This is a genomic window from Sphingomonas sp., from assembly GCF_031372575.1.
Lineage (GTDB): Bacteria > Pseudomonadota > Alphaproteobacteria > Sphingomonadales > Sphingomonadaceae > Sphingomicrobium.
In genome coordinates this window covers 57,000-83,128 of record NZ_JANMLM010000058.1, presented here as the reverse complement: position 1 = coordinate 83,128, position 26,129 = coordinate 57,000, and the positions used below count along the sequence as shown (strand labels likewise).

Here is a 26,129-nt window from a genome sequence, read left to right as displayed (position 1 = left end):
GTCGCCATTGGCAAGGCGGGCGTCCGTGTGTCAGTTAAGGGGAATTATGCGGGCCGACGGGGGCCTGCGGGGGAATGAAGCTGTCGACGATCGTCGAATTCGACCGGGTTGGATTGCGCTACGGCACCGGTGCCGAGGTGTTGCGTGATCTTGATTTCCGGCTGGCGCGCGGCGGATTTTACTTTCTCACCGGGCCGTCGGGCGCGGGCAAGACCAGCCTGCTCAAATTGCTCTACCTCGCGCAGCGACCGACCCGCGGGCGGATCCGCTTGTTCGATGAGGAACTTGGCGACCTGCCGCGGGAGGCGATGCCCGGCTTCCGTCGCCGGATCGGCGTGATCTATCAGGATTTCCGGCTGATCCGCCATTTGACCGCGTTCGACAATGTCGCGCTGCCGTTGCGTATCGCCGGCGCTGAGGGGGTCGATGTCGAAGGCCCGGTGCGCGAAATGCTCGCCTGGGTCGGGCTTGCCGATCGCGCCAGCGCCACCCCGCCGACCCTATCGGGCGGCGAGCAGCAACGACTGGCCATCGCGCGCGCGGTCATTGCGCGGCCCGAATTGCTGGTTGCCGATGAGCCCACCGGCAACGTCGATGCGGAAATGGCGGCGCGGATCCTCCATCTGCTGACCGCGCTGAATCGGCTGGGCACGACGATCATCATCGCCACCCATGACCTGTCGCTGATCGCCGCAACCCCGGGGGCCGACATGCTCCGGCTCGACAATGGCGCGATGGTCGACCCGACCGGATCGCTTCGTCATCCGCCGCGCAGCGCGCAAGGGCCCGCCTGATGGTCGGGATGATCGCCGCCACCCCCGCCGAGCGCCGCTTGATCCCCGGCGGCCGCCTCCAGGGGCCGACGCCCTATTTCATTGCCATCATGATGTTCGTCATGGTGGTGATTGGTGCGGCGGGGCTGGCCCTGCTCGGCTCGGCGCGGGTCGTCTCCGCCGGGGTCCAGAACCGTTACTCGGTCGAGATTGCCGACGGCGCTTCCAGGGTCGCCGCTGCGACCCAGCTCCTCGCCACCACGCCCGGCGTGACGTCGGTTCGCCCGGTGGCGGAGAAGGACATGCGCGACATCCTCCAGCGCTGGCTCGGGCCCGACGGTGCGACCGCCGATTTGCCGCTCCCCGCGATGATCGACGTCGACCTTGCGCCCGCCGCAAGTCCGGCCGCCATCGCCACTCGGATTGAGCAAGCCGTCCCCGGCGCTCGCTTTGTCGCGCATCAGGAATCGCTTGGGCCCGTCCTCCGTGCGGTCCGCGCTTTGAGCTGGCTGTCGCTGATCCTCGTGCTGCTGATCGCGCTGGCCACCGCCGCTGCGGTGGTGCTCGCGGCGCGCGGCACACTCGACACCCACCGTTCGACGATTGATGTGCTCCATGGCATTGGCGCGACCGACGATCAGGTCGCGCGCCTGTTCCAGCGAAAGATCGCGCTCGATGCGCTGACCGGCGGCACTGCCGGCGCGGCGTTTGCCGGGGTCGTCCTGCTGCTGATTGCCGACGGTGGCTCGCACTGGCTGGCCGATCTTACCGGCGGGCCGTTGCTTGGGCTCCGCGACATCTTGCTGCTCGCCTCGCTGCCGATCCTTGCCACCATCCTCGCCACCATCGTCGCCCGACTGGCGATCATGAAGGCATTGAGGACCAGCCTGTGATCCTGCGTTTCACTGCCTTGATGCTGATCCTCTACGCACTCGGCTTCCTGCTGTTCGGCGTGTCGCTCGCCGCGCCCGCGCCGGCCGACACCGCCAAGGTCGACGCGCTGATCGCCATCACCGGCGGCACCGGGCGGATCGAACATGCGGTCGATGTGCTCAAGGTCGGCGGCGGCAAGCGCCTGCTGATTGCCGGGGCCGATCCGTCGGTGACCAAAGCCGATATCGTCCGCCGCCTGAACGGTTCAAGCAAATTGGTCGACTGCTGCGTCGATCTCGGCTCGGAATCGGTCGATACCCGTTCGAATGCGGAGGAAGCCCGCCGCTGGCTGACCAAGCGCGGGTTTAAATCGGCGCGGCTGATCACCAGCGATTGGCACATGCGCCGCGCGGCCTACGAATTCGATCGCCAATTCGACGAGACCACGACGATCATCCCGGATGCGGTCAGGAGCGATCCCAATTTCATGACCCTGTTCACCGAATATAATAAGTACATATTGCGCCGGATGGCGGTGTGGCTCGACATCTGATGGCAGCTTTGCGCACCTTGCTGTTCAACATCTTGTTCGTGCTCGAAACGGCCTATTACGTGCTCAGCGTGATCATTGTCTCGCCGTTCGGTGACGGCCCGGTGCGGCGGCAGGTTCATGCCTGGTCTGCCGGCCATTACTGGCTCGTCCGGAATATCCTCGCAATTCGCTTCGAATGGGATGGGGAAATCCCTGCCGGTCCCTACCTCATCGCGGTTAAGCATCAGGCGATGGTCGAAGCGGTCGATACGTTGCGCTTCGCCCGCACGCCGGTGGTGGTGATGAAGCGCGAGCTGACCATCATTCCCTTCTTCGGCTGGGTGACGCTTCGCTACGGCGTGATCCCGGTCGATCGCGAGGCGGGGGCAAGCGCGCTTCGCAACATGATGGTCGCGGCCAAGGCGGCGATTGCGGGGGGCCGACCGGTCCTGATTTTCCCCGAGGGAACGCGGGTCGAGCCGGGCGAAGCGCCGCCGCTCCAGCCGGGATTTGCGGGCCTGTACCGCGCGCTCGGGCTGCCGGTGGTCCCGATCGCCCAGGACAGCGGCACGCTATGGCCCCGCAAGGGCCCCAAGCGCTCGGGCACTATCCACTTCAAGGTGGGGGAGATTATCCCGCCGGGGTTGAAGCGCGATGAAGTAGAAGCCCGCGTCCACGCCGCGATCAACGCCCTGAATTAGGTCCGCAGGGTCGCGCCCAATTTCGCGGCGGCGGCGATGATCTTGGCCGAAACCTCGCTTATTTCGGCCTCGGTCAGGCTCTTTTCGGTTGGCTGAAACGTCACCTCCACAGCCAGGCTCAACCCCGCATCGCCTTCATAGCGATCGAACACCTGCGCGCCGATGATCAGCACCTTGTTCGCACCTTTGACCGCGCGCACCAGCGCGTCGGCGGCAAGATCGCCCGGCACCATGAATGCAAAGTCGCGGGTCAGCGATTGCAGCGCCGGCGGCGCGAACGCCGCACGCGCCCGCTCGACACTTCGCGGCGCCGGGATCATGTCAACATAAAGCTCTGCTGCGACCAGATTGGCGGGCGCGTCGAGCGCTTTGGCGATTCGCGGGTGCAATTCGCCGAATGCCGCCAGCACTTTGTTTCCAAGGCCCAGTCTGGCCGATCGCCCCGGGTGCCAGGTCGGCCCGGCATCCATCGTCAGTTGTAAATTGCCAACCGGCGCGCCGCCTGCCTCGAGCAACGCCAGCACGTCTGCCTTGGCGTCGAACACATCGAAAAAGTGGGATTTTCCGCTGTGCCATCCGCGCGGCGTTCGCTCTCCGGCAAGCACCAACCCGACCGTTGGCTTCTCGCCGTCCGCCAAATATCGCCGACCCACTTCGAACAAGCATATACTGCTCGCATTGCGAACCGCATTGCGCCGCGCCGCCGCCACCAGCCCGGGGATCAGCGACGGGCGCATATGTTTCATCTCTTCGCTGATCGGGTTGGCCAGCACATGCGCCGCGCCGCCGAATAACGCCGCCTCGGCCTCGCCGATGAAGCTCCAGTTGATCGCCTCATCCAGCCCGCGCGCTGCCGCCGCGCGCCGCATCTTGCGCTCGACCATCTGCCCGCGCGTTGCGGTTGCCCTCGCCACCCCATCGGCGCGGGTCAGCGGGGTCGACACGATTTGGTCGTACCCGATGATCCGCACCACTTCCTCGACCAGATCGGCGCTGCCATCGACGTCACGCCGCCAGCTCGGCACCACCGCCTCGCCGCTGTCGATCCGGAACCCCAATCGTTCGAGGATCGCGACCTGCTCGGCCTCGGGCACATCGATCCCGCCAAGCGTCTTGGCCCGCTTGGGCACAAACGCCACCCGCCGCTCGGCCACCGGCGGCTCACCAGCGCGCACCACCGGGCTGGCCTTGCCGCCGCAATGATCGATCACCAGCCGGGTAGCGATCGCCAGCCCCTCGTCGAGGAATGCCGGATCCACCCCGCGCTCAAACCGCGTCCGCGCGTCGCTGGTCAGCAGCAATTTCTGCCCGGTCCGCGCGATATGCTCGGGGTCGAAATAAGCGCATTCGATCAGGATATCCGTGGTCCCCGCCGACACCCCGCTATCCTCGCCGCCCATGATCCCGCCGATATCGTGGACCTGCACGTCGTCGGCGATCACGGTCATCGTCTCGTCGAGCGCATAGCTCTTGCCGTTGAGCGCCACGACGTTCTCGCCTGCTCGCGCCTTGCGCGCGACCAACGCGCCACTCAGCTTGGCACGATCATAGACGTGCAGCGGCCGGCCGATATCGACCGTCAGGAAATTGGTGATGTCGACCAGCACCGAAATCGGCTTCTGTCCGATCGCCTTCAGCTTGGCCTTGAGCCATGGCGGCGATTCGCCATTGACCAGCCCGCTCACCGCCTGGGCATAAAATGCCGGGCAGCCCTCGATATCGTCGGTGCGGACATCGGGCGGCGATCCTTCGCCCGCGACTGGCGCCGTTGTCGGCTGGCGATAGATATCGGCCAGTCGCCGCAGAGTCCCCAGACCTGCTGCCGCCAAATCGCGCGCGATCCCGCGCACCCCCATGCAATCCTGCCGGTTGGGCGTGATCGCGACGTCGAACACGGCGTCGTCGAGCCCGGCGAAATCGGCGAAGCTCGCCCCGACCGGCGCATCGGCATCAAGCTCGATGATCCCCTCATGCTCGTCGCTCAGCTGCAATTCGCGCGCCGAACACATCATGCCGTTCGATTCGACCCCGCGGATCGACGCCAGCTTCAGCGTGAAGTCGCTCCCCGGGACATAAGTGCCAGGCCCGCCGAATACTCCGATCATCCCCGCGCGCGCATTGGGCGCGCCGCACACGACCTGCAGTGGCGCACCATGCCCAGTATCAACGGTCAGCACTTGCAACTTGTCCGCCTGCGGGTGGCGTTCGGCAGTAAGCACTTTCGCGATGACGAACGGCTTCAATGCCTCGGCCGGATTGTCGACACTTTCGACTTCCAGCCCAATCCGCGTCAACGTCTCCGCCACCGTCGCAGCGTCCGCTGCGGTATCCAAATGCTCCTTGAGCCAGCTCAACGTGAACTTCATGCCCCGACCCCCCCGCTCAGCGTGGGTACGTCGAGGAAGCGGAAGCCGTAATGCTTCGTCCAGCGCAAATCGCCGTCGAAAAAGGCGCGCAAATCGTCCATCCCATATTTGAGCATCGCCAGCCGATCGACCCCGGTGCCGAAGGCAAAGCCCTGCCACTCGTCCGGGTCGAGCCCGCAGGCGGCGATCACGCGCGGATGAACCATGCCGCTTCCCAGCACTTCCATCCAGCCTTCCGACCCGCCGACCACGCGGCGGCCCTTCTCGATCGACCAGCCGACATCGACTTCGGCCGACGGCTCGGTGAACGGGAAATAGCTAGGGCGAAGCCGAAGCACGATGTCGTCGCGCTCGAAGAAGGCTTTCAGGAACGTCTCGAGCGTCCACTTGAGATGCCCCAAGTGGATGCCGCGATCGATCACCAGTCCCTCGATCTGGTGGAACATCGGGGTGTGGGTCGCGTCGCTGTCGCTGCGATAGACCCGCCCCGGGGCGATGATCCGGATCGGCGGCGACTGCACCATCATCGTGCGGATCTGCACCGGCGAGGTATGCGTCCGAAGCACGCGCTGCTCGGCTCCCTCACCCACATAAAACGTATCGTGCATCGCCCGCGCCGGGTGCGTTTCGGGAATGTTGAGCGCGGTGAAATTGTGCCAGTCGTCTTCGATCTCGGGGCCTTCGGCGACGGCAAAACCAAGGTCGGCGAAAATTTCCGCGAGCTCGTCCATCACTTGGCTCACTGGGTGGACCGATCCCGTGGGGGTGTTGCGCGCCGGCAGTGATAGATCGACCCGCTCGGTCGCCAGCCGCCGGTCGAGATCGTCATTGTCGAGCTCTTCCTTTTTCGCCGTCAGCGCCGCACTCACCGCCTCGCGCAAGGCGTGAATCTTCGGCCCGCGCTCCTGCCGTTCCTCGGGGCTCAGCGCACCCATCGTCTTGAGCAACGCGGTTACTTCGCCCGCCTTGCCGAGCGCCGCGACACGCAATGCCTCAAGCGTGGATGCATCGCCCGCCTCGGAAATGCGTCGGGTCCAGTCGTTACGAAGCGTATCGGGGTCAGTTGTCATGGCTGCCGCCTTTGCCAAGCTCTCCGGTCAAAAGCAAAGCCTCAGCCCGTGACGAACGGATATGGCGAGATCGTCTTGCGCGACGTGTCGATCGCCAGCATCCGCCCTGCCGGCGGCGTCGCCCGGTCGGAACAATCGATCCTGGGGCAGATTGCGCAGGCTGGGCCGACTGGCGTCACCGCCGGATTGCCGAAATCGACCCCGTCGGCGCAATGCAATTTGTGGGCATGTTTCAGGTCGCAACCCAGCCCGACCGCCTGCAGCCCGGTGGTCAGCCCGGTCTTGATCGGCCGCTCGATCGTCCGCGATACGGTGAAGTAACGCTGGCCGTCGGGGGTTTCGATCACCTGGGTTACCGCCTGCCCCGCGACCTGGAAGGCGGCGTGGAGGTTCCATCGCGGGCACGTCCCGCCGAACCGCGAGAAAGGGAAATTCTCGCCCGCATAGCGCTTCGAGATATTTCCCGCCGGGTCGACCCTGAGCATGAAGAATGGCACCCCGCGCGCGCCAGCCCGGCCAAGCGTCGTCAGGCGGTGCGCGACTTGCTCGACATTGGCGCCATAATCGCCGCACAATCGGTCAATCGAGTAACGATATTCCTCGGCACTTTTCAGAAAGCGACCATAAGGCATCATGATCGCCCCGGCGGCATAATTGGCGAGGCTCATGTGGAGCAACTCGCCAATCCCCTGGTCGGGCGGGGCGGCGTCGACCACCATCTTGTCGATGACGTCGGAAAATTCGGTCAGCGCGAGTTGATAAGCCAGCGCGAACGTCCGGTTCTCTGCCCGAAGCAACGACGAAATGAGGAACAGGCGTCGCTCCGAATCATAGGCCTGGCTGGCATTGCCAAGTTCGGTCTGCGACACCACTCGGGCATTGATTCCCCACGCCTCTTTCAGCCGCCGCCGCATCGGTTCGGCCATCGACAAAGGATCGCTCAGCGCCCCGCCCAATGTCTCGGCCGCCGCCTCGAGCGCCGGGTAATGATTGCGGTGCTGCTGGATGTAATCGCGAACCCAATTTTCGGGCGTCACCAGCGCGCGCGCATCCCCGCCCGATGCCAAATCGGGGTTGCGGTCGACTTCCTTCAGCGCGGCATATAGCCGGGCGACGGCATCGGCGACCGACGGCATGTTGTGCGCCAGTTCGGCCAGTTCGTAGCGCGGGACGCCAAGATCACCGAGCAGGCTGTCGGAAAAAATTTCGGCCAGTTCGTCAGGCCCGGTGCGCGTTCCCCCGCCAGCCGCAAAGCTGCGCACGTCAATCTCATAAGCTTCGGCCAGTTTGAGCAGCAGTGCCGCCGTCACCGGGCGCTGGTTGCGCTCGAGGTGATTGAGGTAGGACGGGCTCACCCCAAGGCTCGCCGCCATATCGGTCTGGGTCATCTCACGGTCGCGGCGAAGGCGGCGCAGGCGCTGGCCGAGGACGAGCTTGTCGTTGTTCATTCAACGAAACTGTCAAAACGCTCCAAATATCACAAGTCAATTTGTGACAATTGCACTCTTTTTGCCTGTGCGTTTCGGGCATTTCCGGTGTTTGTTGCACTGCGACACACAGAGCATTTCGTTGAGGAATATTGAATGACAAGTTTTGACCAATTGGTCCCTGCCCCAACCGGCCGCTTCGACGGCATCACTCGCGGCTATGGGCCCGACCAAGTGGAGGCATTGCGCGGATCGGTCGTGGTCGAGCAGACGCTCGCCCGTCGCGGCGCGAATCGCTTGTGGGAAATGCTCAAGCGCGACGCGCCCACCCGCGCGCTCGGTGCGGTCACCGGCAACCAGGCGATGCAGCAAGTCCGCGCCGGGCTTGACGCCATCTATCTGTCGGGCTGGCAGGTTGCGGCCGATTCCAACACCGCCGGCGCGATGTATCCCGATCAGTCGCTTTATCCTGCCAATGCCGGGCCGGAGCTGGCACGCCGTATCAACCGCACGCTCCAGCGCGCCGATCAGATCGAAGTCAGCGAAGGTGGCGCGAAACGCGACTGGTTCGTCCCGATCGTCGCCGATGCCGAGGCCGGTTTCGGCGGCCCCTTGAACTGCTTCGAGATTATGAAGGCCTATATTGAGGCTGGCGCAGCGGCGGTCCATTTCGAAGACCAGCTCGCGGCCGAGAAGAAATGCGGTCACTTAGGCGGCAAAGTGCTGATCCCGACCCAGGCGCACATTCGCAACCTCGACGCCGCGCGTCTCGCCGCAGACGTGATGGGCGTGCCCACCCTGGTTGTCGCCCGCACCGACGCCGAAAGCGCCAAGCTGATCACCAGCGACATCGACGAGCGCGACCGCCCGTTCCTGACCGGCGAGCGCACCCCGGAAGGCTTCTTTCGCTTGAAGGACGGCACCGGGCTCGATCATTGCATCGCGCGTGGCCTCGCCTTTGCCGAGCATGCCGATTTGCTGTGGTGGGAAACCAGCAACCCCGATCTCGACGACGCCCGCGCTTTTGCCGAGGCAGTGCACGCCAGATATCCGGGCAAATTGCTGGCTTACAATTGCTCGCCCAGCTTCAACTGGGAGGCTAAGCTCGATCAGGCGACGATCGCCAAGTTTCAGCGCGAATTGGGCGCGATGGGCTACAAGTTTCAGTTCGTTACCCTGGCCGGCTTCCACAGCCTCAACCATTCGATGTTCGAACTCGCCAGCGGCTACCGCGACGAGGGCATGGCGGCTTACTCGCGGCTCCAGCAGGCCGAATTTGCCAGCGAAGCATCGGGCTACACCGCCACTCGCCATCAGCGCGAGGTCGGCACCGGTTATTTCGACAAGGTCGCCCTGACCCTGTCGGCCGGCACCTCATCGACGACGGCACTCGGGGAATCGACCGAAGCCGACCAATTTGAAACCGTTGCAGCGTAAGGAGCATAGAAAATGGCACAGAGATATTGGGTCATCGGTGGCGAATATCGCGACTGCCAGTTCGATGAAGTCGTTCCTGGCACCGAGGAGATTTCGGGCCCCTTCCCGAGCCCGACGCGCGCCCGCACGGAGTGGCAGCGACTGACCTTCCGCGACCGGCTCGCCGCGACCACGCGCTACGTCATCACGCATGAGGCGCGTGCGTGAGTGAAGCCCTGCTCGACCGCCCGTCGGTCGAGGTTTCACCAAGCGATCATCCGCGCGCCGGGGAGATACTGACCCCGGCCGCACTGATGCTGCTCGCTGCCATCCATCGCCGCTTCGACCAGCGCCGCCGCGACCTGCTCGCAGCGCGCCTTGTCATTCAGGCGCGTTACGATTCCGGCGCGCTGCCTGATTTCCGCGCCGACACCGCCGCCATCCGCGCCGCCGACTGGACCGTCGCGCCGGCGCCCGCCGATCTCGCCGATCGCCGGGTCGAAATTACCGGGCCGACGTCCCGCAAGATGGTCATCAACGCGCTCAACTCGGGCGCGAAGACGTTCATGGCCGATTTCGAGGATTCGACCGCACCGAGCTGGCACAATCTGATCGACGGCCAAGCCAATCTGATCGACCGCTGGCGCGGCACGCTCAGCTTCACCGATCCGGACAGCGGCAAATTCTACGCACTCGGCACCACCCCCGCCGTGCTGATCGTCCGCCCGCGCGGGCTCCACCTCGACGAACGCCACCTGACCGTCGACGGCCAGCCGCTCGCCGGCGCCTTTGTCGATTTCGCGCTCTACCTCTTGCACAATGCCGCCGCCGCGCGCGCGGCGGGGTCGGGCGCTTATTATTACCTCCCCAAGCTCGAATCGGCCGAGGAAGCCGCGCTGTGGAGTGACGTCATCGCCTTCGCCGAGGAGCAGATCGGCCTGCGCCACGGCTCGACCCGCGTCACCGTCCTGATCGAGACGATCGATGCCGCCTTCCAGATGGACGAAATCCTCCACGCGCTGAAGGATCATATCGTCGGGCTCAATTGCGGCCGCTGGGATTATATCTTCTCGACCATCAAGCGGATCGGCGGCCACGCCGATCGCCTGACTCCCGATCGCTCGGCGATGACGATGGATAAGGCCTTTCTCGCGGCCTATTCGCTGCGCCTGATCGACACCTGCCACCGCCGCGGCGCGCATGCGATGGGCGGAATGGCGGCGCAGATCCCGGTCAAGGACGACCCCGCCGTCAACGATGTCGCGCTCGCCAAGGTCCGCGCCGACAAGGAACGCGAGGTCCGCAATGGCCACGACGGCACCTGGGTTGCGCATCCGGCTTTGGTCGGGGTGGCGATGGAGGCGTTCGCGGCGATGCCCGGCCCGAACCAGCTCGACCGTCGCGTCGATCCCGTGCCGACCCGCGAGGCAATGCTCGAGATCCACCCCGGCGTCCGCACCGAAGAGGGCGCGCGCGCCAATATCCGGGTAGCGGTGCAGTACATCGCAGCGTGGCTCGGCGGGCGCGGCGCTGTGCCGCTGTATAATCTGATGGAAGATGCCGCGACCGCCGAAATCTGCCGCTCGCAACTGTGGCAATGGCTCAAGTTCGAAGCGCCGTTCGACGACGGCACTCGCTTCAGCCGCGACCTGTTCGAACATTGGCTGGCGGAGGAAATCGCCGCGCTCGGCAAAGTCCCGCACCTCAAGCAGGCCTGCCGCTTGTTCCACAACCTCGTCACCGACGACGCGTTCGACGAATTCCTGACGCTGCAGGCCTACCCCCTGCTCGACTGACGGCGTAACATGGCCCGATGAGTGCCATTTGGCCCGCCTTCGATGTCGTGCGCGATTCGCCGACCATCGCCACGCTCCACCTTGCCAGCCAATTGCTCGGCAAGCTCCGCGTCGCGCATGCGCCGTGGGTCAATCACGGCTGGCACGTCACGCTTCACCCGGTGGCGTCCGGCCTGATCACCGACCCGACCGCCGCCAATGACGGCCGCAGCTTCACCCTTGCGCTCGATCTGTGCGAGCATGCGATCATCTTGCGGGTCAGCGACGGTGCCAGCGACCGCGTGGCGCTGAACGACGGCCTCATCGTCGCCGCCCTTCACCGCGATTTCGTGGCGATGCTCGACCGCCACGGCCTGCCGTCGAGCTTCCACTCTTTTCCCAACGAAATCCCCGAGGCATTGCCATTCGCCAACGATCATGCGCTGCGTGCCTATGATCCGGCCAGCGCCGAGCGACTGCGCGACATGCTCGCGCTGATCGTCCCGGTCTTCGCCAAGTTTCGGGCCGGCTTCCTCGGCAAGGCGAGCCCGGTACATTTCTTCTGGGGCAGTTTCGACCTCGCCGTTACCCGATTCTCGGGCCGAACCGCCCCGCCTCATCCCGGCGGTGTCCCCGGCCTCCCCGACCGCGTCACCCGCGAGGCCTATAGCCACGAAGTGTCGAGCGCAGGATTCTGGCCCGGCAATGCGGCCATGCCCGCCGAGCCGATCTTCTACAGTTACGCCTACCCCGAACCGCCCGCCTTCCGCGCCGCAGCGGTCGCGCCCGACGCTGCGAGCTTCAGCGCCGACTTGGGCGAGTTCATCCTGCCCTACGCCGTCGCCGCCGCCGCGCCCGATCCCGAAGCGGCATTGATGGCGTTTCTCCAGTCGACCTATGCCGCCGCCGCCGATTTCGCCCATTGGGACCGCCCAGCCCTCGAGCGAAACCCCGTCGCGCCATAAGGAAAGGGCGCCGCAGCCAAAGCCGCGACGCCCTTCCATTGTTTGTCGCCAGTGGCGCTTTACGCGGCCACGGCTTCCTTCGGCAGTGCAGCCTTGGCCTGCGCGATGATCGCCGAGAACGCCTCGGCTTCATGCATCGCGATATCGGCCAGGACCTTGCGGTCGAGATCGATGTTGGCCAGCTTCAGCGCGTGGATGAACTGGCCATAGGTCAGCCCTTCGGCGCGCACCGCGGCGTTGATGCGCTGGATCCACAAGGCGCGGAATGACCGCTTCTTCACCTTGCGATCGCGATACGCGTATTGCCCGGCCTTTTCGACGGCCTGGCGGGCGATGCGGATGGTGTTCTTGCGACGGCCATAATAGCCCTTCGCATTGTCCAAGATCCGCTTGTGCTTGGCGCGCGTGGTGACGCCGCGTTTGACTCTTGCCATGGTCCGCTAGCTCCTAGTTGAGGCCGTAGGGCGCCCAAAGCTTCACCCGGGGCGTGTCCGCCGACGAGAGAACTTCGGTGCCGCGGTTCTGGCGGATATATTTCGAATTGTGGCTGATCAGCCGATGGCGCTTGCCGACAACGCCGTGCTTGAGCTTGCCGGTGGCCGTGAGCGAGAAGCGCTTCTTCACGCCGCTCTTGGTCTTGAGCTTGGGCATTTTCGTCTCCTTGTGGCCCCGCGCGGCCAAGTCTTCTCGCGAAAACTCTCCCGGGGGGCGACGTTCTGAGAACCGCCACGGCAGCCCTAACTGGCCGGGCGATTCGTTCTTCCACCAATTGCGGAAGCGCGCGCCTTAGCCAGCGCACACCGCAAAGGCAAGCTACCAGGGGATTGCGCGGCCGTCATAGCCAAAGAAACCGCCGGTCTGTTCGATCGCGAGCCCGCCGATCACGCCCACCATGCCGCGCACACTGGTCGGCGCATCGATCGACGCGCTTGGTCCGCCCATATCGGTCTGGACCCAGCCCGGGTGCATCACGGCCATGGTGACACCCTGCTCGTGCACTTCGTTGGCGAGCACGTGCCACGCCATATTAAGCGCGGCCTTCGACGCGCGATAAGGGATCCACGCGGTCGAGGAATCGGCGATGCTGCCCATCTGGCTGGTGATGGCGATCGCCTTGCCCTTCGCTTCGGCCAGTCGCGGCATCAATGCTTGCGCGATGAGCACCGGCGCGATGCTGTTGATGCGGAAGGTGTCGAGCCAACCGGCGGCATCGTCTACGGTGCGCGCCTCGGCCGGCAGCGCGATGCCCGCATTGGCGATCAGCAGGTCGAGCGGGCGGTCGAGCGCCAATCCGGCGACCGCAGCGAAGTCGGTCATGTCGAGCGTGACGATCTGCGCGCCGGTCTCCGCCAGCTCGCCGCCCTCGCTGCGGGCGGTGGCGATAACGTCCCAACCCGCGGCGCGATATTGCTTGACGAATTCAAGGCCCAGGCCGCGCGCGGCGCCGGTGATCAGGGCGGTTGGCATTGTATCTCTCCCGATTAAGTCGCCCGCTCAGTCGAACAGGCTCGATACGCTGGTTTCGTCGGCGATGCGGCTGATCGCCTGCGCGAACAAGGGTGCGATGCTCAGGCGGCGAATCTTGCCGCCCTTGGCATCGGGCTGGTCGGAGAAGATCGAATCGGTCACCACCACTTCGGTCAACTCGCTTCCCTCGACCCGCGCGGCCGCGCCGCCCGACAGCACGCCGTGGCTCGAATAGGCCACCACCTCCGTGGCCCCCTGCTGCTTCAGCGCGGCGGCGGCGTTGCACAATGTCCCCGCCGAATCGACGATGTCGTCGATCAGCACGCAAGTCCGCCCATCGACGTCACCGATGATGTTCATCACCTCGGATTCGCCGGCTTGCTCGCGGCGCTTGTCGACGATCGCCAGCGGCGCATTGTCGAGCCGTTTGGCCAGGCTGCGCGCGCGGACCACGCCGCCGACGTCGGGCGACACCACCACCAGTTCGCGCCCTGCCAGCCGCTCCTTGATGTCCGCTGCCATCACCGGCGCGGCCCACAGATTGTCGGTCGGGATGTCGAAGAAGCCCTGAATCTGTCCGGCGTGCAAATCCATCGTCAGCACCCGGTCGGCGCCGGCGGTGGTGATGATATTGGCCACCAATTTGGCCGATATCGGGGTGCGCGGGCCGGGTTTGCGGTCCTGCCGCGCATAGCCGAAATAGGGAATGACGGCGGTGATCCGTTTGGCCGATGCCCGCCGCAGCGCATCCATGCAGATCAGCAATTCCATCAGATTGTCGTTGGTCGGGAAGCTGGTCGACTGGATCACGAACACGTCCTCGCCGCGGACGTTTTCGTTAATCTCGACGAACACTTCCTCGTCGGCGAAGCGGCGCACGCTGGCCTCGGTCAACGACATGTCGAGATAGTCCGCGATCGCCTTGGCGAGCGGCAGATTGGAGTTGCCGGCTAGCAGTTTCATCGCATTCCCCCCGAGAAGATGATCCCCTTAGCGAGCGCATGCCGCCCGCGACAAGCTTGTTCGCCTCGCGCGGGGCGTTAAAGCGGCATGCGTGACCAACACGCTCGCCATCGCGCTCGCCCAGATCAACCAACGCGTCGGCGATCTCGCCGCTAATGCCGCCGCGATTCTTGCGTGGCGCGCGAAGGCGAAGGGCGCGGATCTGGTGATGTTCCCGGAACTTCAGCTGACCGGCTATCCGCCCGAGGATCTGGTGCTCAAGCCCGAATTCGTCCGCCGCACGATGGAGGCCGCCGAGCGCCTGATCGACGCCACCGCCGATGATGGTCCCGCGATCCTGTTCGGCTCGCTGCATCAGCAGGACGGTGCGGTCTACAATGCGATGCTGCTCGCCGAGGGCGGCAAATTGATCGCGCGGCGGCTGAAGCATGAACTCCCCAATAACGGCACCTTCGACGAGAAGCGCGTGTTCGCCGCCGGCCCGTTGCCCGACCCGATCGAATGGCGCGGGGTCAGGCTCGGCATTCCGATCTGCGAGGATATCTGGCTCGAGCCCGTATGCGCCCATCTCGCCAAGGCGGGCGCGGAGATTTTGCTGGTCCCGAACGGCAGCCCGTTCGAGATCGACAAGGACCGGCGGCGTCTGTCGCTGGTCCAGGCGCGAGTCACCGAGACCGGGCTGCCCTTAGTCTACCTCAATCGCGTCGGCGGGCAGGATGAACTGGCGTTCGACGGGTCGAGCTTTGTCGTCAATGACGACGGCCAGATCGCGCTCCAGATGCCCGATTGGGACGAGGCGTTGTGGCTCACCGAATGGAGTCGCACCGCCAACGGCTGGACCTGCGCGAGCGCTAAGAAGTCGCAGCTCTCGGCTTACCCCGAGGACATCTACCGGGCGATGATGATCGGGCTTCGCGATTATGTCGGCCGCAATAACTTCCCCGGCGTCTTGCTCGGCCTCAGCGGCGGAATCGACAGCGCGCTGTCCGCCGCCATCGCGGTCGACGCCCTTGGCGCGGACAAGGTGTGGTGCGTCATGCTCCCGTCCAAATATACCAGCGACGACAGCCTCGAAGATGCCGCCTCCTGCGCCGCAATGCTGCGCTGCCGTCATGACGTCATCCCGATCGTCCCCGGGGTGCAGGCGTTCGACAAGATGCTCGACGGAGCACAGGGGCTGGCGGCGGAGAATATCCAGTCGCGGCTGCGCATGGTCACACTGATGGCGCTGTCCAATACCCACGGCCACATGCTGCTCACCACTGGCAACAAGAGCGAGATGTCGGTCGGCTATGCGACGCTCTATGGCGACATGGCAGGCGGCTTTTCCGTGCTCAAGGACGCCTATAAATCGACCTGCTTCGCTTTGTCGCGCTGGCGCAACGAAAACCGGCCGGAGGGTGGCCTCGGCCCCGACGGGCCGGTGATGCCACAGCGGGTGATCGACAAGCCGCCGACCGCCGAGCTTCGCCCCAACCAGAAGGATGAGGACAGCCTGCCACCTTACGCCTTGCTCGACCGCATCCTGGAGGCATTGGTCGAGCATGAAAAATCGGTCGTCGAAACAGCGACCATCACCGGCGCTGACGAGACACTGGTCGCCGACATCGAAGGCAAACTCCTCCGCGCCGAATATAAACGCCGCCAGGCCCCCCCCGGGGTGAAAATCGGCACCCGCAACTTCGGCCGCGACCGCCGCTACCCGATCACCAACGCCTTCCACACGGGACGCTGATTCCGGTTAGCGATTCGCTTCGAGGCGCAGCATTGCTTGCTTGACTTCGTCGCTGGCGCACGTCGCCGTCTCGACCGCCGTAAGGGCCGGCGACGATGCCTTGCACCGCTCCGCTGCGACCATCACGGGGACCATATTGGCAGGTTCCAGCGCCGGATTATGCTCCGAATTGAGTTTGCGAAGCTCGCCGATCAATTGCGTTGCGCCTTTCAGTTGATCAAGATTGGTCGGGCGTTTGTCGGCCACGTCAATCTGGTCGAGCAAGGCATTGGACTGATCGAACTGTCCGAGCTCGCGAAGTGCATTGGCGGCGCGGACGTTGGTCCAGAAAATGTCCTCGGCTTTGTCTTTCGACCAGGAGAGCGCGCGGGCCGCATCGACGAACGCCCGCTGATAGCGAACTTTGCGGTCGGGCGAGCCATCGCTTTCCCAGGAGGCAACCAGCAGCATCCACGCCTGGTCGAGCGGATCCCGGTTCAACTTGTTCATTAGCCACCAGGCGCGATAATGGGGCGTCTCCGACTTCCGCAGCGACTGATATTCGGTACCCAGCACAAGCGGCGTCAACGCCGCACTGTCGGCGGCGTCAAATTTTTCACTGAAATAAACAAAGCCGTTTTTTGGGCACTCGGTCAGCGGGACGATCGGTGTAGTGCCATAACGGCGTCCGTCCGGGCGCGATCCCCAGCTGGTCATGCTGGCGATCACGTTGGCGCTGAATTTTTCGCCACCAACCGGGCAAACGAATTTCTCGGACACCATCGTCGTTGCCCTAGTCGGGCTCACCGCGCCCAATGCCAGCATTGTCCAAACGCACAGTCGCTTCATCATCCCATCCCTCTCGGTCAATCGGCGCGTGATGAGTGTTGGTCTGCCGAGTGAAAATGTCTAGCGGTGATCGCATGACTGTCATAACCCGTTTCGCCCCGTCGCCGACCGGCCGGCTTCACGTCGGCAATATCCGTACCGCGCTTCATAATTATTTGCTCGCCGCGCAGGTGCGTGAGGGCAAATTCCTGCTTCGTATCGACGACACCGACCTCGAGCGCAGCCGCGAGGAGCATGTCGCGAGCATCATCGCCGATCTCGACTGGTTGGGACTGACCCCTGTCGCTACCGTCCGTCAGTCCGAGCGGTTTGCGATCTACGAACGCGAATTTGAAAAGCTCCGCGCCGATGGCCGCGTTTACGCCTGCTACGAAACCCCCGAAGAACTCGACATCCAGCGCAAGATATTGCTCGGGCGCAAGCTGCCCCCGACCTACCAGCGCAAGCCCGCCGACGCGCCGGTTCCCGTCGGCGTCGCCCCCCACTGGCGGTTCAAGCTCGATCATGCCGCGCCGATCGAATGGGACGATCTCGTCCGCGGTCACCAGAAGTTCGACCCCGCCTTGATCAGCGACCCGGTCATCCGCCGCGCCGACAACAGCTGGCTGTACCTGCTGCCAAGCGTGATCGACGACATCGACCTCGCCATCACCAACGTGCTGCGCGGCGAGGATCATGTCACCAACAGCGCGGTCCAGCTGCAGATGTTCGCCGCGCTCGGCGCCCCTCCGCCCAAGCTTGCGCACACCGCGTTGCTGGTCGCCGCAGAAGGCAAATTGTCCAAGCGGCTCGGATCGTCGGGGGTCGAAGATTTAAAGCATGCGGGGATCGAGCCAATGGCGCTCAACAGCCTGCTCGCGCGCCTCGGCACCTCGCAGCCGGTCGAGGCCAAGGCCACGCTGACCGAATTGGCGGCGGGCTTCGACCTCGCTACCTTCGGCCGCGCCCCGGCCCATTTCGACCTCGCCGAGGTCGAGCAACTCAATATGAAATTGCTCCACCATCTCGATTTCGCCGCCATCGCCGACCGCCTGCCGCCGGGCATGAGCGAGGCCGACTGGCTGCTGTTGCGCGGCAATGTCGATCATCTCGCGGAGCTCGGCGACTGGCTGCCGGTGCTTGACGGCAACCTGCCCAAGCCAGCGATTCCCGCCGAAGATCGCGACTTCCTGGCCCAGGCTGCGACCATCGCCGCGACCCTCGACTGGTCGACAGAGCCTTGGGCCGAGCTTGCCGCCGCGCTCAAGGCCGCGACTGGCCGTAAGGGCAAGCCACTGTTTTTGCCGTTGCGCTTGGCGCTCACCGGTCGCGAGTCGGGCCCCGAAATGGCGCCTTTGCTCAAGCGCATCGGCCGAACCCGCGCCACCGCGCGCCTGACCGCCGCCGCCGCATAAATTCATTTGCTGCGCCGCAGCGACGAATTCACCTTGCCGCATTTATGTAATGATGTATCATCGCTTATATTATCGATGGAGGTGACCATGCTCGCTTATGCGCCCCAACCCGATCGTCAGCGGCTTAGCCCGATGGCGCTCACCTTGATCATTGCGGGTCACATTGCCGCGATCGGCGCGGTGATGTCGGCCAAGATGGTGATCGAACGCCACGTCAATCCGCCGCTGATCATCGACTTTATTCCCAACCCGGTGGTGCCCAAGCCGGACGACCCGCCGCCGCAGTCGAATCCCAAGCCGACGCCGTCGACGTTCGACAATCCGATCACGATTATCCCGCCTCTGCCCGGCCCCCGGCCGACGGTGGACCCGATGCCGCAGCCCTTGCCCCAGCCGGGCAATACAGGCGGAACCGGCACGGCACCAATCCCGCTTGATCGGCCGATCATTCGCACCGGCCCCCACCTAGCCACCGCAGCGGATTCGCTTCGCCCACCCTATCCCGATTCGAAGCGCGAGACCGGCGACGAGGCCAGCCTGCGCCTCAAGCTGACGATCGATGCGGCCGGCCGGGTGGTCGCGGTCGATCCGGTCGGGCGGGTCGACAAGATTTTCTTCGACGCCGCGCGACGGCACATCTTGCGCGCCTGGCGCTATCAACCCGCGATGGAGGGAACGAAGGCGGTGCCGTCGACCACCACCATCGCCTTGCGGTTCGAACTCGGCAACGCTTAGCCCCGGACGCATTGCCGGGTCGGGCGGGGCTGGCGAGAACCGCCGCCCCGCCCTATCTTCATTGCATGGCGATCCTTCCCCCCGTCTCGAGCCCGCGCGCCGCGCTGCGCGATTTCTTCGCCGTCTTCCGCCACGGCGACAATCGCGACCGCGTGCTCGGCCTGACGCTGGCGGTGCTGATCACCGTCATCATCATCATCATTTTCTTCGTCGATTCGACCGTCAACACCGCCCCGCCGCAACAGATTACCTACGTCCAGGATTATAAGCCCGGACGGACCGATGCGGAGATCATCGCCGACCAGAAAAAGGACCAGGCCGAGCGTGAAGCTTTTGCCAAGGCCAAGCAGGAGCAATTCAAGAAATTGGAGAAAAGGCTCGGCATTGAGTGATCCCAGCCTGATCGGGCAGGCGATTGCGCTCGGTGCCGCCGCTCGCGGTTCGACCGCCCCCAATCCCAATGTCGGCTGCGTCATCGCGGAGGATGGCGTGGTCATCGCACGCGGCGCCACTCAGCCCGGCGGCCGCCCCCATGCCGAGGCGCTTGCGCTGGCCAAGGCGGGCGACGCGGCCAAGGGTGCCACACTGTACACCAGCCTCGAACCTTGTGCCCACACCAGCGACCGCGGCCCGACATGCGCCACGTTGATCGCGGCCGCCGGGGTCGCGCGCGTCATCATCGCGCTCGAAGACCCGGATTCGCGCACCGCCGGCCAGGGTGCGGCCATGCTCCGCGCTGCCGGGATTAACGTAACTATCGGTGAAGGCGCGCAGGCCGCCCGCCACAGCCTCGCCGGCTATCTAACCCGCCTCTCGCTTGGCCGCCCGCGAATCACGCTCAAGCTCGCCCTTAGCATCGACGGCAAGCTCGCGCTTCCCTCAGGCGAGTCGAAATGGATCACCGGCGAGGATGCCCGCGCGCACGTCCATCTCGAGCGCGCGGCGAGCGACATGATCCTGGTCGGTCGCGGCACCTGGCTTGCCGATTCGCCCAGCCTCGACGTCCGTCTGCCGGGGCTTGAAGATCACAGCCCGCGCCGTGCCTTGCTCACCCGCGGCGATGCGGTCGACGGCTGGGAAACACTGTCTTCTCCGCACGATGTGCATCGACTTCATGACGTCAACGATTTGTTGGTCGAGGGCGGCTCGGCCACCGCCACCGCCTTTCTCGCCGCCGATCTGGTCGACCGGATCCTGATCTACCGCGCCCCGATCCTGATCGGCGAGGGCAAGCAAAGCCTCGGCTACATCGGCCTCGACGCCATCGCCGACGCCCATAACCGCTGGCGCAGCGAGGATGGACGCTCGCTCGGCGTCGACCGGCTCGAAATTTACGAACGCGTGCGCTAGAGCAGGGGTATGTTCACCGGCATCATCACCGACATCGGCACCGTCCGGGCCGCCGAGCAGCGCGGCGATCTGCGCCTGACCATCGCCACATCCTACGATCCCGCGACCATCGACCTCGGCGCCTCGATTGCCTGCTCGGGCGTGTGCCTGACCGTGGTCGACAAGGGTTCCGACTGGTTTGCGGTCGATGTCAGCCACGAAAGCGTCTCGCGCACCGCTTTGGCGCTTTGGACCGAAGGCGCGCGCCTCAACCTCGAGCGCGCGCTGCGGATGGGGGACGAACTCGGCGGCCACCTCGTCACCGGCCATGTCGACGGCATCGGCGAGGTGATGTCCGCCACCCCTGACGGCGGCTCGCTGCGCATCTCCATCCGCGCCCCCCGCGACCTTGGCCGCTTCATCGCCGCCAAGGGCTCGATCACGCTCGATGGCGTCTCGCTTACCGTCAACGACGTCATTGACAGCGCAACCGACACTGATTTCACCATCAACCTCATCCCCCACACCGCCGATCACACTACTCTGGGTGAAGTGGCAGTCGGTCAATCGGTCAATCTAGAGATTGACGTTCTTGCGCGCTACCTCAAGCGGCTGGAAGAATCACGCAATTGACGCAGTTAATGTGACGCACCCCCTTTAAATATCACATTTAGGTGTGATATTGTGGCTTATGTCCACCGATCTGATCGCCCGGCTCAACGCCGTCGTCGCCACTGGCGAGATCAGCCGCGCTGGCCTGGCCCGCGCCGCCGGTCTTCACCCCAACAGCTTGCGCAAATTGGGCTCTACCGAGTGGAACCCCACCGCCGACACCCTCGGCAAGCTCGAAAAACTGCTCCTTGCGGGCAATACCGAGGTTTTGGTCGGCCCCGAGGCGATCATCAATGAGGCGCGCAACGGGCGGATGTTCATCCTGGTCGATGATGACGACCGTGAGAATGAGGGCGATCTCGTCATCCCCGCGCAAATGGCGACTCCCGATGCGATCAATTTCATGGCGCGTCACGGGCGCGGACTGATCTGCCTCGCCATGACCAAGGATCGCATCGACCAGCTCGGCCTTGCGCCAATGTCACCGGTCAACGGCACCCAGCTCGCCACCGCCTTCACCGTCTCGATCGAGGCGCGCGAGGGCGTCACCACCGGAATCTCCGCCGCCGACCGGGCGCGCTGGATCGCGGTGGCGATCGATGCCACTAACGGCCCCGGCGCGCTGGTGTCCCCCGGCCACGTCTTTCCGCTCGTCGCGCGCCCCGGCGGGGTGCTGGTCCGCGCCGGGCATACCGAGGCTGCGGTCGATGTTTTGCGCCTCGCCGGGCTCAATCCTTCGGGCGTGATCTGCGAGATCATGGGTGATGACGGGACCATGGCGCGGCTCGACCAGTTGATGGAGTTCGCCCGCGTCCACGGCCTCAAGATCGGCACCATTCGCGATCTCATCGCCTATCGCCTGCGCCGCGATCACATGGTCGAACGGGTCGCTGAAAGCGCCTTTACCAGCAGTACGGGCGCGCAATGGCAGGCGCAGGTGTTCCGCGATTCGGCCAGCGGCGATGAGGAACTCGCATTGGTCCACGGCGCGATCCGCCCCGAGTCTGCGACCCTTGTCCGGATGCATTCGATCGACCTGTTCGCCGATCTGCTGGGCGAACGCACCCCGCGCGCCGGCCTGCTCGACGGGTCGATGGCGATGATCGAGGCGGCGGGCTCGGGCGTGATCGTCGCGCTCCATGCCGCCGCCCCAGGCTCCCTCTCCCGCGCGACCGACATACGCTCGGGCAAGCCGTCGACGTCGGGCCCCGAATTGCGCGGCTATGGCGTCGGCGCTCAGATCCTCGCCGCGCTTGGGGTCCATGACATGGTGCTGCTGACCAACACCCGCCATGCCCCCGTCGGCCTCTCCGCCTACGGCCTCGCGATCGTCGAGGAACGCCCAATCCCCGCGCCGGAGTCCGAATGATGGCCCACGTCCTGATCGCCGAAGCCCGCTTCTACGCCCATTTGAATAACCTCCTCCTCGCCGGTGCCCGCGCCGCGATCGAGGGCGGCGGTCACACCCACGAGACGATTAGCGTCCCTGGGGCGCTCGAGCTTCCCGGGGCTATCTCCATCGCCGATGAAAGCCGCCGCTTCGACGCGTTTGTCGCGCTCGGGGTGGTGATCCGCGGCGAAACCTACCATTTCGAAATCGTCGCCGGCGAAAGCGCGCGCGGGATCATGGCGCTGACGATGGACGGGATCGCGGTCGGCAACGGCATCCTCACCGTCGAGAATGAAGCCCAGGCGCTGGCCCGCGCGGATCCCGCCCATATGAACAAGGGCGGCGAGGCAGCGCGGGCCGCGCTGGCGCTGATGGAATTGAAAGCGCGCTTCGGCTAGCCCAGCACCAACCACACCTCGTTGCGCCGCAGCGGCCCGGGGATCATCGGCGAATTGTAAAATGCATATTCGGGCTCGGCGGCGCTCTTCTCGCCGTTGCGCGCCAGCCAACCGCGCAGCCGGTCCTCGGCCTCGGCCAGCATGCGGTCGTCGGCTCGGCCGGAAAAACTCACCACCGCCACCTTGCGCGGCGGCAAATCGACCAGCTCGATCGCATCCGGCGGGGTCGGCAAATCGTCCGCTGTCCGGCCGGCAGGCATCACGAAGCGGGTCCGCCACGCGCCTTCCAGTTCGTCGTCGAACATCGGCGGCTCGCTTGCCATCGGGTCGCCCGAATCCTGCACCACCGGCACGGTCATGGCGATCGTCTCGCCCGGCCGCGACTTGGCGAAGATGTAATCGGCGATTATGCCGAAGCCCGCGCTAAGCGCCGCCTGGCGCGGACCCTGGACGACCGTCTCGGCGACCGTGATCGCGCCATATTCGCGGATCTGGAAGTCGCCGTCGGTGCGAATCGCGCGAAAGTCGGGCTCTTCGGTCTGGCGTTCCTGCATGACGTACAGTGCGCCGCCGATCAGCGCCGCACCAGCCACCGCCGCACCGGCCAATCCGCGCTTAATCACCTTGTCCATCGCTTACTCCTCCACAACCAGTGGAAGACAAACCCGCCTAGCCAGCCACCTGTTCCGCGAGCTCCGGATAATCAGTGTAACCCTCCCGCCCTTGCGAATAGAATGTCTTCACGTCCCAGACATTGAGCGCGGCTCCGCTGCGCAGCCGCTCGGGCAAATCGGGATTGGCAATGAACGGCCGCCCGAAGCTGATCGCATCGGCGATCCCCACGTCGAGCGTGTCCTGCGCATTGTTGTCGTCATAATCGCTGTTGAGCACCAACATGCCCGAATAGACCGTGCGTATCGACGGGCTCACCGGCGGCTCGTCAGTGGCGCGGAACGTCGATTGCGGGCCCGGCTCGCGAAGCTCGATCCACGGCATCTTTAACTGCTCCAGCCGCGCAGCTGCGGCGGTGAACAGGGCATGATTGTCGCTATCGTTGCAGCCTTGGGATTCGCCCACCGGCGACAATCGAATGCCGGTGCGGTCGATCCCGACCTCCGCCACCACTGCTTCAACGACCTCGCTCATGAAGCGCAGCCGGTTGTCGATCGGCCCGCCATACTCATCGTCGCGCCGGTTGGTCCCGTTGCGCAGGAATTGATCGATCAGATAGCCATTGGCGCCGTGGATCTGAACCCCGTCGAACCCTGCCGCAATCGCGTTGCGCGCGGCGGCCGCATAATCGCCGATGATCCGCTTGATGTCGTCCATGCTCGCCGCGCGCGGGGTCGGATATGGCTCCTTGCCGCCGTAGCTGTGGCCCAACGCATCGTTGCGCACCGCCGACGCGCTCACCGCCTCCATTCCCGATACACCGGTCGGGGCAATCCGCCCCATGTGCCACAATTGCGCGACGATCTTGCCGCCCGCCTCATGCACCGCGCCGACCACCGGTTTCCATCCCTCGACCTGCGCGTCGCTCCACAGCCCCGGCGCATAGGGCCAGCCAAGCCCTTCGCGGCTAATCCCGGTAGCCTCGCTGATGATCAGCCCTGCGCCGGCGCGCTGCGCATAATAATCGCGCTGCAAGTCGGTCGGAACGGCGTCCTTCGTCGCCCGCCCGCGGGTTAGCGGGGCCATCAGGATGCGGTTGGACAGCTGGAGCGCGGGACTTAAATCTATCGGGTCGAACAGGCTGGGCATGAAGCGGCTTTCTGCTATCGGCGCGTCCATGACGGGCGAGCCGCGATCCACGCAGATAGTTTCAAATCGAAACGATACAAGCGCGCACCGCTGGGCGTTCCTTGCGCTGCTGCTTGGCAATGTTGCGCTCGCCGCCGGCCCGTTTCTCGTCCGCCACAGCGGGGTGGGCCCGGTTGCGGCGGGCTTCTGGCGGATGGCGCTGGCCTTGCCGTTCCTGTGGCTGGTTGCGCTGATACTTCGCCAGCCGCTGCGTGTGCCGCGCATTGCACTGGTCGGCGCGATCGCGCTCGCGGCGTTTTTCTTCGCCGCTGATCTGGCCGCCTGGCATGTCGGAATCCTCCTCACCAAACTCGGCAACGCCACCTTGTTTGGCAATTTGTCGAGCTTCCTGTTCGCTGCCTGGGGGCTGTGGCTGGCGCGCAACTGGCCGACCTCGGTGCAGGCGCTGGCGCTGGCGCTCGCTGCTCTGGGCTGCGGATTGCTGATGGTCGGGAGCGCCGAATTGTCGGCCGCGCATTTGCGGGGCGATCTGCTGTGTGCACTCGCCGGCCTGCTTTACACTTTCTACCTGATCTTCGTCGAACGCACCCGGACCGAGCTCGCGCCAGTTCCGTTGCTGGTCCTCGCCAGCCTGTTCGGCGCGGCGATGCTGCTGCCGACGGCACTGATCGGCGGCGAACAGATCATCCCGACCGACTGGACCGCGTTGTTCGCTTTGGCGTTGTGCAGCCAGGTCATCGGCCAGGGCCTGTTGGTTTACGCCCTCGGCCACGTCCCGCCGTTGATCGTCGGGATCGCGATGCTGACCCAGCCAGCGCTGTCGGCCCTGCTCGGCTATCTCTATTATGATGAGGCGCTGACCGGGCTCGACTGGCTCGGTGCCATGCTAATCATTATTGCCTTGATCCTGGTGCGCTTGCGGAAGCCGCAGCGACACGCCATTTTGCCTTCATGACCGACACCCCGACTCCACTCGAAGCGATCCGCGCCCGCCTGGCGCTGGCAGTTGGCGAAAATGCCGTGTTCGACGGCTGGACGGCCACGGCGGTCGACACCGCCGCCGCTCAGCTCGGGATTGAACCGGCGCAGGCGAGGCTCGCTTTCCCCAAGGCCAAGGTCGACATGATCGACGCTTATATTTCGGCCGTCGACGACGCCATGGTGGCGGCTTTCCCGCCTGACAAGATCGCCGCAATGAAGGTCCGTGACCGCATCCGCGCTCAATTGTGGTTCCGGCTCGAAACCATGGAACCGGCGCGCGAGGCAATTCGCTCGGCGCTGTCGCTGCTCGCCATGCCGCAATATGCGTTGCGCGGCTCGCGGCTCGGCTGGCGCACCGCCGACATCATCTGGCGCAACGCCGGCGATACTGCGAGCGACTTCAACCATTATACCAAGCGTCTGACGCTGAGCGCGGTCTATGGCTCGACTCTGCTGACCTGGATCGACGACCAGACCGACGGTTCGACCGATACCGCCGCCTTCCTCGACCGTCGCCTCGCCAATGTGATGAGCTTCGAAAAATGGAAGAGCCAGTGGAAGGGCAGCGACCTTCGCCGCCCCAGCCTGTCGCGCTTCCTCGGTCGGCTGCGTTACCCGCCCGCGTGACGCACTGGCTT

Annotated in this window: 28 protein-coding genes; 18 read left to right on the top strand and 10 right to left on the bottom strand. The window is 65.0% G+C overall.

The genetic code is table 11. The features are described 5' to 3' along the window. Nucleotides 1–80: 80 nt before the first annotated feature. The 4 genes from ftsE to RMN73_RS05020 are packed head-to-tail and all read left to right on the top strand — an operon-like array spanning nt 81 to nt 2,879. A complete protein-coding gene (gene ftsE / locus RMN73_RS05035; RefSeq protein WP_309602314.1) occupies nt 81–794 on the top strand; it encodes a cell division ATP-binding protein FtsE in 714 nt (237 codons plus the stop codon). Then, a complete protein-coding gene (locus RMN73_RS05030; protein ID WP_309602218.1) occupies nt 794–1,666 on the top strand; it encodes a hypothetical protein in 873 nt (290 codons plus the stop codon). Before ftsE ends, RMN73_RS05030 begins: the two co-directional genes overlap by 1 nt. Next, nucleotides 1,663–2,199 (top strand): YdcF family protein, encoded by a 537-nt coding sequence (locus RMN73_RS05025; RefSeq protein ID WP_309602217.1) that lies wholly within the window; start codon nt 1,663–1,665, stop codon nt 2,197–2,199. The genes RMN73_RS05030 and RMN73_RS05025 overlap by 4 nt, the downstream gene beginning before the upstream one ends. Beyond that, the gene (locus RMN73_RS05020) at nt 2,199–2,879 is read left to right on the top strand and encodes a lysophospholipid acyltransferase family protein (RefSeq protein ID WP_309602216.1); all 681 of its coding nucleotides are present in this window, start codon (nt 2,199–2,201) and stop codon (nt 2,877–2,879) included. Before RMN73_RS05025 ends, RMN73_RS05020 begins: the two co-directional genes overlap by 1 nt. Here the strand turns inward: RMN73_RS05020 and pheT are convergent. From pheT to RMN73_RS05005, 3 genes are read right to left on the bottom strand one after another with little or no spacing between them, the layout of a single operon-like run. Beyond that, a complete protein-coding gene (gene pheT, locus RMN73_RS05015) occupies nt 2,876–5,245 on the bottom strand; it encodes a phenylalanine--tRNA ligase subunit beta (protein WP_309602215.1) in 2,370 nt (789 codons plus the stop codon). The genes RMN73_RS05020 and pheT overlap by 4 nt on opposite strands. Beyond that, nucleotides 5,242–6,315, bottom strand: a complete 1,074-nt coding sequence (gene pheS / locus RMN73_RS05010; RefSeq protein WP_309602214.1) for a phenylalanine--tRNA ligase subunit alpha — start codon at nt 6,313–6,315, stop codon at nt 5,242–5,244. The genes pheT and pheS overlap by 4 nt, the downstream gene beginning before the upstream one ends. A gap of 41 nt (nt 6,316–6,356) precedes the next feature. Then, a complete protein-coding gene (locus RMN73_RS05005) occupies nt 6,357–7,763 on the bottom strand; it encodes a short-chain fatty acyl-CoA regulator family protein (RefSeq protein ID WP_309602213.1) in 1,407 nt (468 codons plus the stop codon). Between the two features lie 135 nt (nt 7,764–7,898). Here RMN73_RS05005 and aceA point away from each other — a divergent pair, with 135 nt between their 5' ends. Genes aceA through RMN73_RS04985 form a run of 4 tightly spaced genes read left to right on the top strand, consistent with a single transcriptional unit; the run spans nt 7,899 to nt 11,898 of the window. Further along, complete coding sequence (aceA, locus tag RMN73_RS05000) at nt 7,899–9,179, top strand: isocitrate lyase (RefSeq protein ID WP_309602212.1); 1,281 nt, start codon at nt 7,899–7,901, stop codon at nt 9,177–9,179. Nucleotides 9,180–9,191: 12 nt separating this feature from the next. After that, on the top strand, nt 9,192–9,386 hold the full coding sequence (locus RMN73_RS04995) for a hypothetical protein (RefSeq protein WP_309602211.1): 195 nt from the start codon (nt 9,192–9,194) through the stop codon (nt 9,384–9,386). Further along, a complete protein-coding gene (gene aceB / locus RMN73_RS04990; RefSeq protein ID WP_309602210.1) occupies nt 9,383–10,954 on the top strand; it encodes a malate synthase A in 1,572 nt (523 codons plus the stop codon). Before RMN73_RS04995 ends, aceB begins: the two co-directional genes overlap by 4 nt. Before the next feature lie 17 nt (nt 10,955–10,971). After that, a complete protein-coding gene (locus tag RMN73_RS04985) occupies nt 10,972–11,898 on the top strand; it encodes a DUF5996 family protein (RefSeq protein ID WP_309602209.1) in 927 nt (308 codons plus the stop codon). Between the two features lie 59 nt (nt 11,899–11,957). On the opposite strand, the gene rplT is transcribed toward RMN73_RS04985, so the two are convergent. The 4 genes from rplT to RMN73_RS04965 all read right to left on the bottom strand — a co-directional run bounded on the left by rplT (nt 11,958) and on the right by RMN73_RS04965 (nt 14,328). Continuing rightward, nucleotides 11,958–12,332, bottom strand: a complete 375-nt coding sequence (rplT, locus tag RMN73_RS04980; RefSeq protein WP_309602208.1) for a 50S ribosomal protein L20 — start codon at nt 12,330–12,332, stop codon at nt 11,958–11,960. Nucleotides 12,333–12,345: 13 nt separating this feature from the next. Next, nucleotides 12,346–12,549 carry a 50S ribosomal protein L35 gene (gene rpmI, locus RMN73_RS04975; protein ID WP_309602207.1) on the bottom strand — a complete coding sequence of 68 codons (204 nt, stop codon included), beginning with the start codon at nt 12,547–12,549 and terminating at the stop codon, nt 12,346–12,348. A gap of 162 nt (nt 12,550–12,711) precedes the next feature. Further along, entirely contained in the window at nt 12,712–13,365 is a 654-nt protein-coding gene (locus tag RMN73_RS04970; protein ID WP_309602206.1) for an SDR family oxidoreductase, read from the bottom strand. Nucleotides 13,366–13,392: 27 nt separating this feature from the next. Then, nucleotides 13,393–14,328 (bottom strand): ribose-phosphate pyrophosphokinase, encoded by a 936-nt coding sequence (locus RMN73_RS04965; protein WP_309602205.1) that lies wholly within the window; start codon nt 14,326–14,328, stop codon nt 13,393–13,395. Between the two features lie 91 nt (nt 14,329–14,419). Between RMN73_RS04965 and RMN73_RS04960 the strand changes: the two genes are divergently transcribed. Continuing rightward, on the top strand, nt 14,420–16,063 hold the full coding sequence (locus tag RMN73_RS04960) for an NAD+ synthase (RefSeq protein WP_309602204.1): 1,644 nt from the start codon (nt 14,420–14,422) through the stop codon (nt 16,061–16,063). A 6-nt stretch (nt 16,064–16,069) separates the two neighbouring features. On the opposite strand, the gene RMN73_RS04955 is transcribed toward RMN73_RS04960, so the two are convergent. Then, nucleotides 16,070–16,891 (bottom strand): hypothetical protein, encoded by an 822-nt coding sequence (locus tag RMN73_RS04955; protein WP_309602203.1) that lies wholly within the window; start codon nt 16,889–16,891, stop codon nt 16,070–16,072. Nucleotides 16,892–16,965: 74 nt separating this feature from the next. Here RMN73_RS04955 and RMN73_RS04950 point away from each other — a divergent pair, with 74 nt between their 5' ends. The 7 genes from RMN73_RS04950 (at nt 16,966) to ribH (ending at nt 22,749) form a co-directional block, all read left to right on the top strand. After that, on the top strand, nt 16,966–18,285 hold the full coding sequence (locus RMN73_RS04950) for a glutamate--tRNA ligase (protein ID WP_309602202.1): 1,320 nt from the start codon (nt 16,966–16,968) through the stop codon (nt 18,283–18,285). 75 nt (nt 18,286–18,360) lie between these two features. Continuing rightward, nucleotides 18,361–19,020, top strand: a complete 660-nt coding sequence (locus RMN73_RS04945; RefSeq protein WP_309602201.1) for an energy transducer TonB — start codon at nt 18,361–18,363, stop codon at nt 19,018–19,020. A 65-nt stretch (nt 19,021–19,085) separates the two neighbouring features. Then, complete coding sequence (locus RMN73_RS04940) at nt 19,086–19,412, top strand: hypothetical protein (protein WP_309602200.1); 327 nt, start codon at nt 19,086–19,088, stop codon at nt 19,410–19,412. Then, nucleotides 19,405–20,370: a bifunctional diaminohydroxyphosphoribosylaminopyrimidine deaminase/5-amino-6-(5-phosphoribosylamino)uracil reductase RibD gene (gene ribD / locus RMN73_RS04935; protein ID WP_309602199.1), complete on the top strand. Its 966-nt coding sequence runs from the start codon at nt 19,405–19,407 to the stop codon at nt 20,368–20,370. Before RMN73_RS04940 ends, ribD begins: the two co-directional genes overlap by 8 nt. Nucleotides 20,371–20,379: 9 nt before the next feature. Beyond that, on the top strand, nt 20,380–20,982 hold the full coding sequence (locus RMN73_RS04930; RefSeq protein WP_309602198.1) for a riboflavin synthase: 603 nt from the start codon (nt 20,380–20,382) through the stop codon (nt 20,980–20,982). A gap of 58 nt (nt 20,983–21,040) precedes the next feature. Beyond that, on the top strand, nt 21,041–22,330 hold the full coding sequence (gene ribB, locus RMN73_RS04925; RefSeq protein WP_309602197.1) for a 3,4-dihydroxy-2-butanone-4-phosphate synthase: 1,290 nt from the start codon (nt 21,041–21,043) through the stop codon (nt 22,328–22,330). Further along, nucleotides 22,330–22,749: a 6,7-dimethyl-8-ribityllumazine synthase gene (ribH, locus tag RMN73_RS04920; RefSeq protein WP_309602313.1), complete on the top strand. Its 420-nt coding sequence runs from the start codon at nt 22,330–22,332 to the stop codon at nt 22,747–22,749. The genes ribB and ribH overlap by 1 nt, the downstream gene beginning before the upstream one ends. Here the strand turns inward: ribH and RMN73_RS04915 are convergent. Continuing rightward, nucleotides 22,746–23,381, bottom strand: coding sequence for a heme-binding protein (locus tag RMN73_RS04915; protein WP_309602196.1), 636 nt, complete (start codon nt 23,379–23,381; stop codon nt 22,746–22,748). The genes ribH and RMN73_RS04915 overlap by 4 nt on opposite strands. A 37-nt stretch (nt 23,382–23,418) precedes the next feature. Next, nucleotides 23,419–24,510 carry an alkene reductase gene (locus tag RMN73_RS04910; protein ID WP_309602312.1) on the bottom strand — a complete coding sequence of 364 codons (1,092 nt, stop codon included), beginning with the start codon at nt 24,508–24,510 and terminating at the stop codon, nt 23,419–23,421. Nucleotides 24,511–24,538: 28 nt separating this feature from the next. On the opposite strand from RMN73_RS04910, the gene RMN73_RS04905 reads away from it, so the two are divergent. Then, the gene (locus RMN73_RS04905; RefSeq protein ID WP_309602195.1) at nt 24,539–25,465 is read left to right on the top strand and encodes a DMT family transporter; all 927 of its coding nucleotides are present in this window, start codon (nt 24,539–24,541) and stop codon (nt 25,463–25,465) included. After that, complete coding sequence (locus RMN73_RS04900; protein ID WP_309602194.1) at nt 25,462–26,118, top strand: COQ9 family protein; 657 nt, start codon at nt 25,462–25,464, stop codon at nt 26,116–26,118. Before RMN73_RS04905 ends, RMN73_RS04900 begins: the two co-directional genes overlap by 4 nt. Nucleotides 26,119–26,129: the final 11 nt, after the last annotated feature.

Excerpts from the sequence above, each read along its gene's own strand:
- RMN73_RS05030 (WP_309602218.1), top strand. The coding sequence starts at position 794 with ATGGTCGGGATGATCGCCGCCACCCCCGCCGAGCGCCGCTTGATCCCC.
- RMN73_RS05020 (WP_309602216.1), top strand. The coding sequence starts at position 2,199 with ATGGCAGCTTTGCGCACCTTGCTGTTCAACATCTTGTTCGTGCTCGAA.
- pheT (WP_309602215.1), bottom strand. The coding sequence starts at position 5,245 with ATGAAGTTCACGTTGAGCTGGCTCAAGGAGCATTTGGATACCGCAGCG.
- pheS (WP_309602214.1), bottom strand. The coding sequence starts at position 6,315 with ATGACAACTGACCCCGATACGCTTCGTAACGACTGGACCCGACGCATT.
- RMN73_RS05005 (WP_309602213.1), bottom strand. The coding sequence starts at position 7,763 with ATGAACAACGACAAGCTCGTCCTCGGCCAGCGCCTGCGCCGCCTTCGC.
- aceA (WP_309602212.1), top strand. The coding sequence starts at position 7,899 with ATGACAAGTTTTGACCAATTGGTCCCTGCCCCAACCGGCCGCTTCGAC.
- RMN73_RS04995 (WP_309602211.1), top strand. The coding sequence starts at position 9,192 with ATGGCACAGAGATATTGGGTCATCGGTGGCGAATATCGCGACTGCCAG.
- RMN73_RS04985 (WP_309602209.1), top strand. The coding sequence starts at position 10,972 with ATGAGTGCCATTTGGCCCGCCTTCGATGTCGTGCGCGATTCGCCGACC.
- rplT (WP_309602208.1), bottom strand. The coding sequence starts at position 12,332 with ATGGCAAGAGTCAAACGCGGCGTCACCACGCGCGCCAAGCACAAGCGG.
- rpmI (WP_309602207.1), bottom strand. The coding sequence starts at position 12,549 with ATGCCCAAGCTCAAGACCAAGAGCGGCGTGAAGAAGCGCTTCTCGCTC.
- RMN73_RS04970 (WP_309602206.1), bottom strand. The coding sequence starts at position 13,365 with ATGCCAACCGCCCTGATCACCGGCGCCGCGCGCGGCCTGGGCCTTGAA.
- RMN73_RS04965 (WP_309602205.1), bottom strand. The coding sequence starts at position 14,328 with ATGAAACTGCTAGCCGGCAACTCCAATCTGCCGCTCGCCAAGGCGATC.
- RMN73_RS04955 (WP_309602203.1), bottom strand. The coding sequence starts at position 16,891 with ATGAAGCGACTGTGCGTTTGGACAATGCTGGCATTGGGCGCGGTGAGC.
- RMN73_RS04950 (WP_309602202.1), top strand. The coding sequence starts at position 16,966 with ATGACTGTCATAACCCGTTTCGCCCCGTCGCCGACCGGCCGGCTTCAC.
- RMN73_RS04945 (WP_309602201.1), top strand. The coding sequence starts at position 18,361 with ATGGAGGTGACCATGCTCGCTTATGCGCCCCAACCCGATCGTCAGCGG.
- RMN73_RS04940 (WP_309602200.1), top strand. The coding sequence starts at position 19,086 with ATGGCGATCCTTCCCCCCGTCTCGAGCCCGCGCGCCGCGCTGCGCGAT.
- RMN73_RS04930 (WP_309602198.1), top strand. The coding sequence starts at position 20,380 with ATGTTCACCGGCATCATCACCGACATCGGCACCGTCCGGGCCGCCGAG.
- ribB (WP_309602197.1), top strand. The coding sequence starts at position 21,041 with ATGTCCACCGATCTGATCGCCCGGCTCAACGCCGTCGTCGCCACTGGC.
- ribH (WP_309602313.1), top strand. The coding sequence starts at position 22,330 with ATGGCCCACGTCCTGATCGCCGAAGCCCGCTTCTACGCCCATTTGAAT.
- RMN73_RS04915 (WP_309602196.1), bottom strand. The coding sequence starts at position 23,381 with ATGGACAAGGTGATTAAGCGCGGATTGGCCGGTGCGGCGGTGGCTGGT.
- RMN73_RS04910 (WP_309602312.1), bottom strand. The coding sequence starts at position 24,510 with ATGCCCAGCCTGTTCGACCCGATAGATTTAAGTCCCGCGCTCCAGCTG.
- RMN73_RS04905 (WP_309602195.1), top strand. The coding sequence starts at position 24,539 with ATGACGGGCGAGCCGCGATCCACGCAGATAGTTTCAAATCGAAACGAT.
- RMN73_RS04900 (WP_309602194.1), top strand. The coding sequence starts at position 25,462 with ATGACCGACACCCCGACTCCACTCGAAGCGATCCGCGCCCGCCTGGCG.